General features: G+C 71.1%; 15 protein-coding genes. 10 read left to right on the top strand and 5 right to left on the bottom strand.

The window, feature by feature from the left end:
* Positions 1-114: 114 nt before the first annotated feature.
* The gene (locus ACZ6SD_RS27710; RefSeq protein WP_465319938.1) at positions 115-687 is read right to left on the bottom strand and encodes a cob(I)yrinic acid a,c-diamide adenosyltransferase; all 573 of its coding nucleotides are present in this window, start codon (positions 685-687) and stop codon (positions 115-117) included.
* Positions 688-861: 174 nt separating this feature from the next.
* Between ACZ6SD_RS27710 and ACZ6SD_RS27705 the strand changes: the two genes are divergently transcribed.
* The 7 genes from ACZ6SD_RS27705 to ACZ6SD_RS27675 all read left to right on the top strand — a co-directional run bounded on the left by ACZ6SD_RS27705 (position 862) and on the right by ACZ6SD_RS27675 (position 8939).
* Positions 862-1203 carry a PE domain-containing protein gene (locus tag ACZ6SD_RS27705; protein WP_465319937.1) on the top strand — a complete coding sequence of 114 codons (342 nt, stop codon included), beginning with the start codon at positions 862-864 and terminating at the stop codon, positions 1201-1203.
* Positions 1200-1781 carry a DUF3558 domain-containing protein gene (locus ACZ6SD_RS27700; RefSeq protein WP_465319936.1) on the top strand — a complete coding sequence of 194 codons (582 nt, stop codon included), beginning with the start codon at positions 1200-1202 and terminating at the stop codon, positions 1779-1781. Before ACZ6SD_RS27705 ends, ACZ6SD_RS27700 begins: the two co-directional genes overlap by 4 nt.
* Complete coding sequence (locus ACZ6SD_RS27695; protein WP_465319935.1) at positions 1778-3088, top strand: PPE domain-containing protein; 1311 nt, start codon at positions 1778-1780, stop codon at positions 3086-3088. Before ACZ6SD_RS27700 ends, ACZ6SD_RS27695 begins: the two co-directional genes overlap by 4 nt.
* Positions 3067-3846, top strand: coding sequence for an ESX secretion-associated protein EspG (locus ACZ6SD_RS27690; protein WP_465319934.1), 780 nt, complete (start codon positions 3067-3069; stop codon positions 3844-3846). The genes ACZ6SD_RS27695 and ACZ6SD_RS27690 overlap by 22 nt, the downstream gene beginning before the upstream one ends.
* A gap of 45 nt (positions 3847-3891) precedes the next feature.
* Positions 3892-5169, top strand: coding sequence for a UDP-N-acetylglucosamine 1-carboxyvinyltransferase (murA, locus tag ACZ6SD_RS27685; protein WP_465319933.1), 1278 nt, complete (start codon positions 3892-3894; stop codon positions 5167-5169).
* A gap of 211 nt (positions 5170-5380) precedes the next feature.
* Positions 5381-7168 carry a gamma-glutamyltransferase gene (ggt, locus tag ACZ6SD_RS27680; RefSeq protein WP_465319940.1) on the top strand — a complete coding sequence of 596 codons (1788 nt, stop codon included), beginning with the start codon at positions 5381-5383 and terminating at the stop codon, positions 7166-7168.
* A 115-nt stretch (positions 7169-7283) separates the two neighbouring features.
* Positions 7284-8939 (top strand): hypothetical protein, encoded by a 1656-nt coding sequence (locus tag ACZ6SD_RS27675; RefSeq protein WP_465319932.1) that lies wholly within the window; start codon positions 7284-7286, stop codon positions 8937-8939.
* Position 8940: 1 nt separating this feature from the next.
* On the opposite strand, the gene ACZ6SD_RS27670 is transcribed toward ACZ6SD_RS27675, so the two are convergent.
* Positions 8941-9237, bottom strand: coding sequence for a hypothetical protein (locus ACZ6SD_RS27670; protein WP_465319931.1), 297 nt, complete (start codon positions 9235-9237; stop codon positions 8941-8943).
* 103 nt (positions 9238-9340) lie between these two features.
* Here ACZ6SD_RS27670 and ACZ6SD_RS27665 point away from each other — a divergent pair, with 103 nt between their 5' ends.
* A complete protein-coding gene (locus tag ACZ6SD_RS27665; protein ID WP_465319930.1) occupies positions 9341-11359 on the top strand; it encodes a protein meaA in 2019 nt (672 codons plus the stop codon).
* Positions 11360-11416: 57 nt separating this feature from the next.
* Here the strand turns inward: ACZ6SD_RS27665 and ACZ6SD_RS27660 are convergent, their stop codons facing one another.
* The gene (locus ACZ6SD_RS27660; protein ID WP_465319929.1) at positions 11417-11992 is read right to left on the bottom strand and encodes a helix-turn-helix domain-containing protein; all 576 of its coding nucleotides are present in this window, start codon (positions 11990-11992) and stop codon (positions 11417-11419) included.
* A gap of 396 nt (positions 11993-12388) precedes the next feature.
* On the bottom strand, positions 12389-12964 hold the full coding sequence (locus ACZ6SD_RS27655; RefSeq protein WP_465319928.1) for a hypothetical protein: 576 nt from the start codon (positions 12962-12964) through the stop codon (positions 12389-12391).
* A gap of 139 nt (positions 12965-13103) precedes the next feature.
* Between ACZ6SD_RS27655 and ACZ6SD_RS27650 the strand changes: the two genes are divergently transcribed.
* Positions 13104-14258 carry a sensor histidine kinase gene (locus tag ACZ6SD_RS27650; RefSeq protein ID WP_465319927.1) on the top strand — a complete coding sequence of 385 codons (1155 nt, stop codon included), beginning with the start codon at positions 13104-13106 and terminating at the stop codon, positions 14256-14258.
* Positions 14255-14902: a response regulator gene (locus ACZ6SD_RS27645; protein ID WP_465319926.1), complete on the top strand. Its 648-nt coding sequence runs from the start codon at positions 14255-14257 to the stop codon at positions 14900-14902. Before ACZ6SD_RS27650 ends, ACZ6SD_RS27645 begins: the two co-directional genes overlap by 4 nt.
* On the opposite strand, the gene ACZ6SD_RS27640 is transcribed toward ACZ6SD_RS27645, so the two are convergent.
* The gene (locus tag ACZ6SD_RS27640) at positions 14903-15436 is read right to left on the bottom strand and encodes an NUDIX domain-containing protein (RefSeq protein WP_465319925.1); all 534 of its coding nucleotides are present in this window, start codon (positions 15434-15436) and stop codon (positions 14903-14905) included.
* Positions 15437-15464 lie beyond the last annotated feature (28 nt).

The following is a 15464-nucleotide window of genomic DNA, read 5'->3' as shown; positions in this document are numbered from 1 at the left end:
CGGCACGGCCACGACGCCCAAGTACAACACCGGTACGAGCGGCGCCGCGGCCGCACCGCCAGGAACCACCCCGATCACGACTGACACGCACCGGTACTTCGACACAGGCCCTAGTCAGCGGTCGCCGCCGGGCTTCCACAGAATGTCGCCGTCCGGGTTGGCGACTCGGGCCAGGACGAACAGCAGGTCCGAGAGCCGGTTGAGGTACTTCGCCGCCAGGATGTTGGTGCGCTCCGGGTCGTCCTCCAGCAGCGCCCAGGCGTTGCGTTCCGCGCGCCGGGTGACCGTGCGGGCCACGTGCAGCAGTGCGGCGCCGGGGGTGCCGCCGGGCAGGATGAACGAGGTCAGCTTCCCCAGCCGCTCGTTGAACCCGTCGATCCAGCCCTCCAGCCGGGTGATGTAGGGCTCGGTGACCCGCAGCGGCGGGAACGGCGGGTCCGGGACGATTGGCGCGCACAGGTCTGCGCCGACGTCGAACAGGTCGTTCTGCACGGCCCGCAGCACCTCGCCAAGCTCGTCGCCGAGCTGCCCGAGCGCGATGGCGACGCCGATCGCGGAGTTCGCCTCGTCCACGTCGGCGTAGGCCGCCAGGCGGGGAGAGGTCTTGGGGACGCGGGAGCCGTCACCCAGCGCAGTCGTGCCGCTGTCGCCGACCTTGGTGTAGACCCGATTGATACGAACCGACATGGCCTCACCCTACTGACCGCGCACGAAGGCCGGGTCCGCCATCTGCCGTCCGGGTAAATCTCGCCATAACCATCGGACTCGGCGGCGCTCGTTGCTAGCGTCAACGGGGTGCCGTAGCGCGTACGGGCGGTTACTCACGGGGGTGGGGCTGTGCCGTTTTACCCGGATGGGCAGGTGGCCGGGCCGGTGGGCGCGGGCCTGCCGATCGCGACGATGCGGGTCGAGCCGGACCGGATTCTCGAACTGATCCGTCGATTTGAGGATCGCCGAGACAAGGTTCGCGATTTCTTGACTGCCAAACGTCAGTCGCTGGTCGAAGTCCCCCCGCCAGGCGCCGACCCGTGCAGCGCCACGACGGTGGCGGAGCTGGGGGCGAACGGGGAATCGGCCGTTGCCGCCGCCCAGGGGTACCTGGACCAGTTGGGCGCCGTTGTCGACTCCCTCAGCGAGATGGCCCGAACCTACGCGCGCGTCGAGGACGAGAACCGGCAGGCGTTCGAGCGGATGGCCGAGTGACCCGGCTGGCGCGTGGAATCCTCGCGCTCGCGCTGCTGGGCGGGGCCGCGATGGCTGGCTGCACAACCGAGACGGCCGGTCAGCCGGTGCCGGTCGGGGTGACCGTTGACGACTCGCCGCCGAGTTCGACCGCGCGGCCGCAGCGTCCACGCGAGATCCGGTTGGACGGTAAGGACCCGTGCACGCTGGTGCCCGCGGCGGACTGGGCGAAGCTCCACATCGACAAGCCGACCGTGCCGAAGATGAGCGAGTTCTTCCGGTCCCTTGGCTGTCTCTATTCCTCGAACGTGGCGACCATCAATCTCACCACGGTGGTCACCGAGGGTTTCTCGCGTTGGTATGACGGGAGCCGCCGGACGGTCGTGGCGGACACCGAGCCAGTGGCCGGGTTCCCGGCTATCGAGTTGACGCTGGACTTCGACAAACTGGGGTGCGAGGTGGCCGTCGACACCGCGGACGGGCAATACCTGTTGGCAACCGTGATTCCCGACCTGCGTGTGGTCGACCGGGTGCAGGAGCGCTGCGAGTACGCGCGCCAGCTCGCGGAGTCGGCGATGGCCACCCTGGTGGCGTCGTGACCGGGCGGATCGAAGGGCGAACGCCGGAGGACAACTGGGCGTTCTACACCCACCGCAAACTCTTCGACATGGTCCACGCCGAGGCGAACGGGCCGGGCGCGGTGGCCGACGCCGAGCGGGCGTGGCTGGAGTTCACCGCGCTGATGATCGAGTCGCGCGCGGACACCGAGCAGGCGCTCGCGGCGGCGGGAGCCACCTGGGAGGGGCTGGCCGTCGAGGCGATGACCGCCGGGACCATGCCGTTGGCGCAGTGGGCGGGCGACGCGGGGCAGGCGGGTGCGGCGACCAACACCAGCGTCCGCGACATCGGCGAGGCGTTCGCGCACACCGCGAACCACATGCCGGAGCCGGTGCCGGTGACCTCGACGGCGAACTCCGACTTCGGCGGCATCGCCGCCGGGTTCGTGCACCTGCTGGGCGGGCAGACCGACCAGGACCAGCAGGAGCGGGCCGCGCAGGAGGCGAAGCAGCGGGCGGTGGAGCTGATGCGCGCCTACGCGACCGTGTCCGACGCCGCGGTGGGGTCGGTGGGCGCGTTCGTCCCGCCGCAGTCGGTGGCCGTGGCGGTCACCCCGGCCACCTCGACGGTCACCGAGTCGGCGGACGGGGTCATCGTGGGTCCCACCGACAGTGCGCGAACCCGGTCCGGGCCCGCCGTCGAGCCACCCAGCCGGGAACCGCGGCCCGCGGACGAGGGCGGCGACGGCGGCACATCGGAGAACCGGGACGTCAGCACGCCGGAGAACCGGGACGCCGTCGCACATCGGGACGGCGCGGCCGATCCCGTGGGGCGGCAGGCGATTCCTGGCCACCAGGGCACGGAACGCACCTCCGCCAGCGGTGTCGTCCCCTCAGGCATGGACCAGGCGGGCGAGCTGGCGCGGCGGGACAGCGCGCCCGTCGCCCGGGTGAGCGACCAGATCCCGGTTATCGGCGCGGTTGAGCGGAAGCGGAGCGGCGAGCAGGACCGCGGTGGCGCGCGCCGGGCCGGTGGCGGCGAAGCGTTCGCCGGTGGCCGGGCCGGGGAGAGCACCGCCGAGGCGAGCGCAGCCACGGCGAGCAGGGCCGTGGGTCGCCGCCCGCCGGGGAAGCGCGGCGGGGTGAACCGGTGGCACGGGCCAGGGGCGGCGGGCTCGGCGCCGTGCCGATGGGCGGCGGCGCCGCGCTGCCCCCGGCAGAAGACCGGGAGCATGCCGCCCCGGCGTACCTGCACGAGCGCCACGACGACTTCTGGGACGGCGATCCGTACGTGTCGCCGCCGGTTCTCGGCGCGGAGTAGTCCACAGTGGGCAGACCCGTGGAACTGAGCTGGCCGGAGTACGACTTCCTCTGGGAGCACTTCGACCTCGGCTCGTTCCACCCGATCCTGGACATCCCGTCGCACGGCCGCACCTTCGCCGAGCGCGACGACCTGCGGCGGGCGGCTTGGCGGTCGTTGTCGGCGCGCGGGCTGGGCGAGCCGGGGGACTTCGACCCTCGGCTGGAGAAGTGGCTGCGTCGCCTGGCCAGCCCGGACTGGGAACTCGACGGCAGGTTGCACCTGCGCCTTGACCAGCCCAGGGTCTCCGCGCTGATCGCGGGCCGGGGCGCGCAGGCCACCGTCGCCGTCCTCGACCGGCGCGCGCTTGGCCTGTGCTCGGTGTCGCGGGCGCGGGCGAGCGCGACCGCGGTGTCGCTGCTGCCGCCGTGCCCGCCGGGGACCGGGCACTCGGTCACGGTGCCCGCCGACGACCTCGACGCCGCGGCGCGGCGGGCCGGGTCCGACCCGACCGTGTTCGCCGCGGCGCTGGCCGCCAGCGGGGTCGGGCGCGCGGACGCGGGCAAGCTCGCCGAGGTCGTCGGGAACGTCATGCGGGTCGCGCACTTCGGCGCCGCCCGCACGCCGCGGTTCGAGCGGCGGGTCCGCGCGGGCTACGTGGTCAGCGTCTACGACACCGACCGCCACCGCTACCTGTTCACCCGCAGGCCCAGCGCGGCGCGGCACTGGGTGACCCTGGCGCCGGGCACCGCGTCGGCGATCACCGGCCAGATCGAGGAGCTGTTCGGGACCCTGTCGCGGTCGTGAGGGCCGCGCGTGGCCGCGCGCACCCGGCGGGGCATCATTGCTCGCGTGACAGAGCACTTCCAGGTTCACGGCGGCGCCCGGCTCGTCGGCGAGGTCGAGGTCGTCGGCGCCAAGAACAGCGTGCTCAAGCTGATGGCGGCGGCACTGCTCGCCGAGGGCACCACGACGCTGACCAACTGCCCGGAGATTTTGGACGTCCCGCTGATGGCCGACGTGCTGCGCAGCCTGGGCTGCGCGGTAGACCTCGACGGCGACACCGCGCGGATCACCACCCCGGCCGAGCTCAACCACCGCGCCGACTCGGCGTCGATGGGCAAGCTGCGGGCCTCGGTGTGCGTGCTCGGCCCGCTGGTCGGGCGCTGCAAGCGGGCCGTGGTGGCGCTGCCCGGCGGCGACGCGATCGGCTCCCGGCCGCTGGACATGCACCAGAACGGCCTGCGCCAGCTCGGGGCGAGCAGCGAGATCGAGCACGGCTGCGTGGTCGCGCACGCGGAAAATCTGCACGGCGCGCAAATCTGGCTGGACTTCCCCAGCGTCGGCGCCACCGAGAACATCCTGATGGCCGCCGTCCTCGCCGACGGCACCACGGTGATCGACAACGCCGCGCGCGAGCCGGAGATCGTCGACCTGTGCGTGATGCTCCAGCAGATGGGCGCCAAGATCGAGGGCGCGGGCACCTCCACCCTCACCGTGCACGGCGTGACCTCGTTGCAGCCGACCGAGCACCGCGTCGTCGGCGACCGGATCGTCGGGGCCACCTGGGCGTTCGCCGCGGTCATGACTCGGGGTGACATCACCGTCAAGGGCGTCGACCCGCACCACCTCGACCTGGTGCTGGAGAAGCTGCGGACCGCGGGCGCGGAGATCACCACCGCTGAGGACAGCTTCCGCGTCACCCAGCACGGCCGCCCCGGCGCGGTCGACTTCGTGACCCTGCCCTACCCCGGCTTCGCCACCGACCTGCAGCCGTTCGCGATCGCGCTGACCGCCATCGCCGACGGCACGTCGATGATCACCGAGAACCTGTTCGAGGCGCGGTTCCGTTTCGTGGAGGAAATGATCCGGCTCGGCGCGGACGCCCGCACCGACGGCCATCACGCGGTCGTGCGCGGCGTCCCGAAGCTTTCCAGCGCCCCGGTGTGGGCTTCCGACATCCGCGCTGGCGTCGGCCTGGTCCTCGCGGGCCTGTGCGCCGAGGGCGTCACCCAGGTGTGGGACGTCTTCCACATCGACCGCGGCTACCCGATGTTCGTGGAGAACATGCAACGCCTAGGCGCCGACGTCCGCCGCGTCGACGCGGAACCGATGTCGCCCGGCGCCTGACGCGGGGAACAGGCGCGGAAATCCGCTCCCGTCCCGGTTTCCGCCGTTGTCCGAGTTTGTCGCCGTTTTCCTGAATGCTCGCCGCTGAATGGCCGAATGGCCCGCGGTTTGCCGGTTGCCGCCGTAGTCCTGCCGTGTTCGCTGGGTGGCAGGGGCCCTGGGTGGCGAGTAGAACTGGAACACCGCGGTAAGCCAACGGGAAGAGGTCGTGATGCGTGTTCGCCGCAGAATAGGCGTGCTGTTCGCAGTCAGCGTGGCCGTCACCGGGCTGACGTCCTCGTCGGTCGCGACCGCGTCCCGGCCACTGGAGAAGACGGCGGTGGCCAAGGGATACGGCGGGGCGGTGGTGTCGGACACCGTCGAGTCGACCCAGGCGGGCCTCGACGTGCTGCGGCACGGCGGAACGGCGGCCGACGCCGCCGTCGCGGTCGCGGCGACCCTCGGCGTCACCGACCCGAACATGGCGGGCCTCGGCGGCGGCGGGTACTTCGTGCACTACGACGCCCGCACCGGCGAAGTGTCCACAATCGACGGTCGAGAGACCACGCCAGCCGCTGGCGGCCCGGACATGTTCATCAACCCCGCCACCGGCAAGCCGTACGCGTTCACCGAGGCGGTCACCAGCGGCCTGTCGGTCGGCACCCCCGGCATGCTGGCCACCTGGGAACGCGCGTTGCAGCGTTGGGGCAGGCTCACTCTGGCCGACACGCTCAAGCCCGCCATCAAGGTCGCCGACCGGGGCTGGCCGGTGACCCCCCAGCTGCGCAAGGAGATCGAGCAGAACCAGGCGCGGTTCAAGCAGTTCACCTCCACCGCGGCGCTGTTCCTGCCCGGCGGAGCCCCACCCGCGGTCGGTTCCACGCTGCGCAACCCCGACCTGGCCGACACGTACCGCGAAATCGCCCGCCACGGCACCCAGGCCTTCTACGGCGGCCCCATCGGCCACGATGTCGCCGCCACCGTCCAGAACCCCCCACTCGCCGCCAACGCGACCATCAACCCGCCCAAGGGAAAGATGACCGTCGAGGACCTGCGCGGCTACCGCACGATCGACCAGGCGCCGACCCACAGCCAGTACCGGGGGCTGGACATCTACGGCATGGCCCCGTCCTCCAGCGGCGGCATCACCGTCGGCGAGGCGCTGAACATCCTCGAAACCGTCGACCTGGGCGCTCTGGACCGCACCAAGGCCCTGCACTACTACCTGGAGGCCAGCAAGCTCGCCTTCGCCGACCGCAACCGCTACATCGGCGACCCCCGCTTCGTGGACGTCCCGCAACAGCGACTGCTGTCGGACGCCTACGCCCGCACGCGCGCCTGCCTGATCAACCCCGCCACCGTCATTCCCGCCCCTACCACCCCGGGGACCCCCGGCGCCACCGGCTGCGCCCCCGCCGCCACCAGCACCGAGGCCGACGAGAACGAGGTGCACACCAACCACTTCGTCGTCTCCGACGCACGCGGAAACGTGGTCACCTACACCAACACCATCGAACAGGTCGGCGGCAGCGGCATCGTCGTCCCCGGGCGCGGCTTCCTGCTCAACAACGAGCTGACCGACTTCAACTTCATCCCCACCCAGGGCTCCGCCCCCGACCCCAACCTCGCCGCCCCCGGCAAGCGCCCCCGGTCGAGCATGTCCCCCACGATCGTCCTCAAGAACGGCAAACCGTTCCTGGCCCTTGGCTCGCCGGGCGGCTCGACCATCATCACCACGGTCCTCCAGGTTTTGGTGAACCGGCTGGACTTCGGCATGCCCCTCCCGGAAGCGGTGGCCAGCCCCCGCGCCACCCAACGCAACACCCCCACCACCACAGCCGAGCCTGCCTTCATCACCCAGGCGGGCGGCCTGCGCACCCTGGGCCACGCCTTCACCGAACAAGCGGAAATCGGCGCGGCGGCGGCCCTGGAGTTCATCCACCGCGGCCAAGTCCTGGCGGTAGGCGAACCCACCCGCCGGGGCGGCACCTCGGCGGGGGTCGTCTTCCCCATCCGCTAGCCCCACCCGTCTGCTGGTACACCCCGTCTGCCCGAACCGGTTCGGGCAGACGGGGTGTCCGCGTCATGCCCCAGCGGACATTCCGGTCGGGCGCCGCGCCGCGCAGGCTGAGGTGATGAGAAGGCACGCGGCTCGCGCGGGCGGTCCCGCCCCCGAGATCGGCACGGACGGTGAGCCGACTCCCGAGCGGCGCCTCGGCCCGGCCGCCGTGCTCGAATTGCAGCGCGCCGCGGGCAACGCGGCGACGCAGGGCCTGATGCGGCACTCGGCCGAAACGCTGACCGTGCAGCGGATGCCGCTCGCGGACTTCCGCAGGCGGGTCGCCCAGGACGAGTCGCTAACCGCGGACTTCATCACTTACTTCGAGATCCGCCGGGCCCGTGAGAACCCCGCCGCGCTCGTGGACGACAGCGCCCCCGGGTCCGAGGACAGGCTGCGGCGACTGGTCGAGAGCGCCGAGGTCACCCCGGAACTGCTCGACCAGTACATCGCCGACTACGCGGACATGAGCGCGGGAACGCGGACGCTGCCCCAAGAGATCCAGAATCCGCGCGTCGTCGGCCTGGAGGTCGAGTTGGGCGCGGTGACGCTGAAGGTCCCCGAGGGCGTGGCGGTCGCCAACGGCGACCTGCTCGCCCAGACCGCGACACGCACCGAGATCGGTCCGCCGAAGATGAAACTCGAAATCGAGGGAATGGACCGCAGGCCGCAGCCGAGCGTCGAGATCGTCTACGGTCCGCTGCCGCGGGAGGAATACAAGGCGCCAGCGCACATCCAGGCCAGGAAAAAGCTCATCGACAGCCTGAAAAAGGCCAAGCCCTTGACGGAGGTCATCGCGGCGTACAACGCCTCCCTCGCCGGAGCGGGGGAGAAGCGGTACGAGCTGACCGCGCTGCCGCTGGCCGAGTCGCTGCGGAACACCAGGGTGGGCGCCATCAACACCAACACCCAGACGAATGTCTCCACCCCGTACGCCAAACTGGGACGGAAACCCCCTGAGGCCGCCACACCGGGGCGGAAACCTCCTGCGGCCGGTCGCGAGGCGCAGCCGAGCCCAGGTGACTTCGTCGGATTCTTCGAGAACCAGAATGGCGACGACGCCAGAATCTACCGGCGAGCGCGCGCCGAGGTCGACACGCTCGCAGGCGACATCGCCCGGAACTGGGCCGACCGCGACCCGGGCGCGGGCGCGGTCACCGTCAGCGCGAGAATCCGCTCCCTGCTGACCCACGTGCTTTACCAGCAGGCCAAATACGCCCTGCACCGAATGACCAGGGGTGCGGAACGGAAAGAGGACAAGCACCATTTCAGCGTGATGCTGAAACTGAGCCCGCAGGACGTCGTGCTGTCCATCCTCGACGACCAGGACGCGAAACTCCTGCTCTCCTGGCTGGTCGCCACCCAGGCCGAGCCGCTCGCGGCGGGCGCGGTGCGGGCGTTCAGCGCGGCGTCGACCGGGCGGGAGGTGGCCGCCGACGCCCCGGGGCTTTACCGGCTGCTGGTGGACGCCCTGGTCATGCGGCTGCTCGCGGGCAGGCAGCTGCTCGAAGTGAACGCCGAGGGCGCGAGCTCCCGGGTCTTCGGGGACGCCAGGGAAGTCGGGCGGCTGGACCACTTCCACCCGCGCCCCAGCAACCGCATCCCGATCACGGTGCGCAACACCCACTACGTCATGGTCGTGGAGCAGCGGTCGGCCCGGCACCGCCTGAACGACCCGGACGTCGCCATCGACAGCAAACTGCGAATCCTCGACGGACTCCAGTCGCTGTGAGTCAGCGGCTGGAGTCCAGGAGGGCGGCGATGGCGGCCCGCTCGTCGGCCGGGAACACCAGCACCCGCAGCCCCTCCCCATCCTCGGCGGGCACGGTCGTCGCGCGCACCCCTGCCTCCCGCAACCGCTCCTCCACGAACCGAGCGGCACCGGGACTGGGCACCTTGGCGACCTCCCGCAGCAGCCCGTAGTCCTTGCGCCGGTCGGCGTCGGAGGCGAACGCCCACCGCAGCACCAGCCCCAGCAGGCCGACCACCAGCAGCGCGACCAGGGTCAGATACGGCGCGGGCAGGTCCATGCCACCCATCATCCCCGTCCCCTGTGAGCAATGGCACGACCCCACAATGTGTTACTGACCAGTAGTATCTACGAAAAGGACTGATTAACACGGAGGTTATTCGGTGCCGTACCCCACTGATCGAGAGCGCGACCGGCCGTGGGTCATGCGCACCTACGCCGGGCACTCCTCCGCGGCCAAGTCCAACGAGCTGTACCGCAGAAACCTCGCCAAGGGGCAGACCGGTCTGTCGGTCGCGTTCGACCTGCCCACGCAGACCGGCTACGACCCCGACCACGAGCTGGCCAAGGGCGAGGTCGGCAAGGTCGGCGTGCCGGTCAGCCACATCGGCGACATGCGCACCCTGTTCGACCAGATCCCGCTCGGCGAGGCCAACACCTCGATGACGATCAACGCGACGGCCATGTGGCTGCTGTCGCTGTACGTCTCGGTGGCCCAGGAGCAGGCCGAGGCCGAGGGCCGCGACTGGCACGAGGTCGTCGCCAAGCTCGCGGGCACCACGCAGAACGACATCATCAAGGAATACCTCTCCCGGGGGACGTATGTGTTCCCGCCCGGGCCCAGCCTGCGGCTGATCACCGACATGGTGGCCTTCACCGTCGCCAACGTGCCGAAGTGGAACCCGATCAACATCTGCAGCTACCACCTGCAGGAGGTCGGCGCGACCCCGGTGCAGGAGGTGGCGTACTCGATGTGCACCGCGATCGCGGTGCTCGACGCGGTCCGCGACTCCGGGCAACTGCCGGAGGACAAGTTCGGCGACGTGGTGGCCCGCATCTCCTTCTTCGTCAACGCGGGCGTCCGGTTTGTCGAAGAGATGTGCAAGATGCGCGCCTTCACCGAACTGTGGGACGAGATCTGCCGGGACCGCTACGGCATCGCCGACCCCAAGCAGCGCCGGTTCCGCTACGGCGTGCAGGTCAACTCCCTCGGCCTGACCGAGGCGCAGCCGGAGAACAACGTCCAGCGCATCGTGCTGGAGATGCTGGCCGTGTCGCTCTCGCGCAAGGCCCGCGCCCGCGCGATCCAGCTGCCCGCGTGGAACGAGGCGCTTGGCCTGCCCCGGCCCTGGGACCAGCAGTGGGCGCTGCGGATGCAGCAGGTGCTCGCCTACGAGACCGACCTGCTGGAGTACGAGGACCTCTTCGACGGCTCGCCGGTCATCCAGGCCAAGGTCGACGAGATCCTGGCGGGCGCGCGTGAGGAGATCGACCGCGTGCAGGCCATGGGCGGCGCTGTCGCGGCCGTGGAGAGCGGCTACATGAAGACCCAGATGGTCGGCTCCCTCGCCGAGCGCCGCAGGCGCATCGAGGCGGGCGAGGAGACCATCGTCGGGGTCAACAAGTTCGACACCACCGAGCCCAGCCCGCTGCAGGCCGAGGGCGCCAAGGCCATCGAGACCGTCGACCCGATCGCCGAGCGGGAGGCCGTCGAGGCGATCGCCCGCTGGCGGGCCGACCGGGACGCCGACGCGGTCGAGGAGACGCTGCGCGCCCTGCGTGACGCGGCCAAGACCGACGCCAACCTGATGGAGGCGACGCTGGCCTGCGCCCGCGCGGGCGTCACCACCGGCGAGTGGTCCGCGGCCCTGCGCGAGGTCTTCGGCGAGTACCGCGCCCCCACCGGCGTCTCCGGCGCGTCCGCGTCCGGCGAGGCGGGCGCCGAGCTGGCGAAGGTCCGCGAGCAGGTCAAGGCCACCGGCGAGGAACTGGGCGAGCGCCTGCGCATGCTGGTCGGCAAGCCCGGCCTCGACGGGCACTCCAACGGGGCCGAGCAGATCGCCGTGCGCGCCCGTGACACCGGGTTCGAGGTGGTCTACCAGGGCATCCGGTTGACCGCGGACCAGATCGTGGCCGCTGCGGTGCAGGAGGGCGTGCACGTGGTGGGGCTGTCGATCCTGTCCGGCTCGCACCTGGAGGCGGTGCCCGCGGTGGTCGAGGGCCTGCGCGCGGCCGGGGCCGGTGACGTCCCGGTCGTCGTCGGCGGGATCATCCCGCCTGACGACGCCAAGATCCTCATTGAGAACGGCGTCGCGCGGGTGTTCACGCCCAAGGACTACGAGATGACCGAGATCATGGCCGAGATCGTGCGCGTCATCCGCCAGGCGAACAACCTGGCGTAAGGCTCTAGACCGGCGGGTGTCGGTGGCTGTCTCCTGGCGGCCACCGGCGCCCGCCGTTCAGTTTCCCTTGGTCCCCCGGGTGCGCAGGTGGACGCGCTCGCCCTGGCGGCCGAACAGGATCAGCACCTCGACCGGGCCGTCGCCAGCGCTGCCCAGCCAGTGCGGCACGCGGGTGTCGAACTCGGCCGCCTCGCCGGGGGCCAGTATCAGGTCGTGCTGGCCGAGGATCAGCCGCAACCGCCCGCTGAGGATGTAGAGCCACTCGTAGCCCTCGTGCGTGCGCAGGTCGGGCTCGTCCGGCGTGGCCGGGATCAGGATCTTGTACGCCTTCGGCTGCCCCGGCGCCGTGGTGAGCGGCCAGTACGTGCGCCCGTCCGCCGTCTTCGGGGCGGCGCGCACCCTCGGGTCCGGCGTCGTGCCCAGACCGACCAACTCGTCCAGGTCGGCCCCGTGGGCGCGGGCGATGGGCAGCAGCAACTCCAGCGTCGCCTTCCGGTTGCCCGACTCCAACCGCGACAGCGTGCTGACCGAGATCCCCGTCTCGGCGGCCAACGCGGCCAAGGTCGTGCCGCGCTCCTGCCGCACCGCCTTGAGCCGTGCGCCGATGCCCGCGAGAACCTGAGTGACGTCCATGCGCCCCAGCTTGCCATAATGGCAAGGGTTTTGGCATTTCGGCACGGATGGGCGGACTGTCAGAGCCTGACGGATTCCGAAGTGTTCGACGTGGTGATCGTGGGCGGCGGACCCGCCGGGCTGCTGAGGAAGTCGAGCGCGCTGTCGTCGTGTGATTGCTTGCTGGCTGGGTTGTGGGGGTTGGCTCGATGGGGTGGAGTGGTTTCTTCGGGGCCCCTACGAAGGAAGATCGCCCGTGTGAAAGAGGGTGGGAAGCCTGCGGCCTCACACGCGCTGCCAGCTTAGCGATCTTCCTTCTCCCCCGAAGAAACCACTCCACCCCATCGAGCACCTGGCGAGCGTGGGTGCCGGTTGGCAGGAGTGCGGGTTTGCCTTCTTTGCCTTTGGAAGATGGCTTTAGGCGTCTGCCTTTCGGGGGTCGAAGGTTGTCCATAGTGGACCTACCGCTAGCCAGATGGCGGTTATGGTGGCCAGTCTGGGGATCCAGGAGGACCACAGGACTTCGGTGTGGTCTGGGGTGCCCACTACGAAGGACAGCAGGGCCAGTACCGCGATGCCGATGGAGCAGGCCAGTAGGCACTTTGTCCATTCTCGCCATTCGTGGCGTGTGCGTTCTGGGCCGTGTTTGGGTGGGCGGTGGGGTGGTGGGCCGCCCGCGAAGCGGTGGGCGACTCGTTGGTCTGCCCAGCGGATGACGCTGTGTCCGAATGCGACGCTGAAGCCGAGGTAGGTCGCGCCCAGGGCGTGGGCGGTGGTGGCGTGGCCGCCGTTGCCGATGTCGATGACGGCCGCTGTCAGGAGCACCACGTCCAGGGCGGGGGTGGCCACCAGCAGTGCGACGCTGGTTTTGGGCCAGCGCAGGAGGTAGCGGGCCAGCAGGCCCGCGCCGAGCAGGACCCAGAAGCCGACCTCGCACGCGGCGATCAGGGCGACCATCGGGTTTTCGCTGATCCAGTCGAAGAAGTTCCCCACGGGGTTGAGTGTGGTGGGGGCGGGAGGGGGTGCGCGTCGGTGTGGTGGTGGGGGGTGGGTCATCACTTTGGGGGACCCGGGGGACCGTTTTCGGGATGACGACGCGGGTGGGGGGCTGTGTTGTGATGGGGTGGTGCGTGTGACGTGGCGGCGGCCGTGGCGTAGTCCGGTGTGGCACGCGGTGCTCACCTTCGGGCTTGGCTGCGTGTTGTTCGCGGTGGACTTTCCGCTGGTGGGGCACGGGGGGCTGCTGCCGGGGCCGGACTGGGCGCGGGTGCTGGTGCTCGGTGGGATGAGCCTGCTGCAACTCGCGCGGGAGCGGGCCGCTGTGCCCGCGTTGGTGGCGGCGCTGCCGCTGTGGGCGGTCGACGCGGCGATGGGGGTGTCGCTGCCGGTGCTGCTCGTGGCGGGGGACCAGCTCTACGCGGCGGTGCTCAACGGGTCGCGGCGGGGCAGTCGGGCGCTGGTGGTCCTCGTCGGGGTGTTCATGGTGGGGACGTTCGTCGCCGCGCTGGTGTTCGCCGACAACCTGCGGACGTCGCTGCTGATCTTCCTGGGGGTGTGCCCGTTGCCGCTGGTGCCGGTGTGGTGGGCGTTGAACGTCCGGCAGCAGCGGGAGATCGCCGAGGCTGAGCGGGCCAGGGCCGACCAGCTCGCCAGGATCGCCGAGTTGGACCGGGAGGCTGCGGTCAACGCGGAGCGCGCGAGCATGGCGCGGGACCTGCACGACGTCATCGCCGGGCATCTGTCCGCGATCGCCATCCAGTCCGAGGCCCTGCTGTCGTTGCAGGACGGCGACCCGGAGACGGTGCGGACGGTGCTCCGGTCGGTGCGGGAGAACAGCGTCGCCTCGCTCACCGAGATGCGGGCCATGATCGGGCTGCTGCGCGCGGAAGACGGCCACGACGAGCTGACCTCGCCCGCCCGCCTGCGGGAACTCGACCGGCTGCTGCGCTCGGCGCGCGCGTCGGGACTGCGCGTGCGCGCCGACACCGACGTGCCCGCGGACCTGCCCGCCGCGGTCGACCTGTCCGCATACCGGATTCTGCAAGAGGCGCTCACCAACGCGGCCAAGCACGCCCCGGGCGCGGCGGCCGACGTTAGCGTGCGGCGGGCCGACGGGACGCTGGTGGTCCAGGTGGTCAACGACGGCGCCTGTGGCGCGCTCAACCCGTCCGGCACGGGGCTGATCAGCATGACCGAGCGCGCGCAGGCGGTCGGCGGGGTGCTGCTCGCGGGTCCCTGCGAGCAGGGGTGGCGCGTGCGCGCCGAGCTTCCGATGGAGGGCGAGTGACCATCAGGGTGCTGGTGGCCGACGACCACGCGGCGATCCGGGCCGGGCTGAGCATGATCCTCGACGGCGCCGAGGACATCGAGGTGATCGCCGAGGCCGAGGACGGCGCCGCCGCCGTGCGCAAGGCCACCGCGCTGCGGCCCGACCTGGTGCTCATGGACGTCCGGATGCCCGATGTCGATGGCATCGAGGCCACCCGGCGGCTGGTGGCCGCGCGGGTGTGCCCGGTCCTGGTCCTGACCACCTTCGACATGGACTCCTACGTCTACGGCGCGCTCCGCGCCGGCGCCGCGGGCTTCCTGCTGAAGTCCGTCGACGCCCGACGGCTCATCGAGTCGGTCCGCGTCGTCGCGGCGGGCGACGCGGTCATCGAGCCCAGCGTCACCCGCCGCCTGATCAGCGCCTTCGCCGCCGCCGAGGCCAAGGCCGCGGTCCGCCACCCCGGCCTCGACCAGCTCACCGACCGGGAGACCGACGTGCTGGTGTGCGTCGGCGAGGGCCTGTCGAACCAGCAGATCGCCCGCAAGCTCGGCATCGGCGAGGCCACGGTCAAAACCCACGTGTCGCGGGTCCTGACCAAGCTCGACCTGCGCTCCCGCGTGCAGGCCGCGGTGCTGGCCCAGGAGGCGGGCCTGGTCGGCTGATCACTGGTGGTGCTCGTGCAGCAGCAGCTGCGTGTAGGCGGCGATGGACTGCGCGTCGGTGATCCGGCCGTCGCGGATCATCGCCTCGAACTCGGCGCGCGGGAACCAGCCCGCGCGCATGTCCTGTTCCTCCAGCTCCCGCTCGGCCACACCCTCTTCCAGGCCGGTGGCCAGGTACACGTGCCCCCGCTGGCTCGTCATCCCCGGCGCCGCGTCCAGCGACCCGATGCGCACGATGCTGGCCGCGCGCAGCCCGGTCTCCTCCCGCAGTTCCCGCGCCGCGAGCTCGTCGGGGTCCAGATCGGCCCGGTTCGGCGCCGTCCCCTGTGGGAACTCCCAGCGCCGCGCGCCCACCGGGTACCGGAACTGCTCCACCAGCATCAGCCGCTCCCCGTCGAGCGGGATGACCAGCGCGTAGTCGGGTTTGTCGATGACGCCGTAGATGCCCGCGCTGCCGTCGTGGCGGCGGACGGCGTCCTCGCGGACGGTCATCCACGCATTGGCATAGACCTGTGTCGAGTCGAGAGATTCCACGCCCCCGATCCTGCCCGCCCCCGGACCG

This window comes from Actinokineospora sp. NPDC051303 (assembly GCF_055586285.1).
Note: the sequence above shows the minus strand (reverse complement) of the source record. Positions and strands in the feature narration are given on the sequence as shown.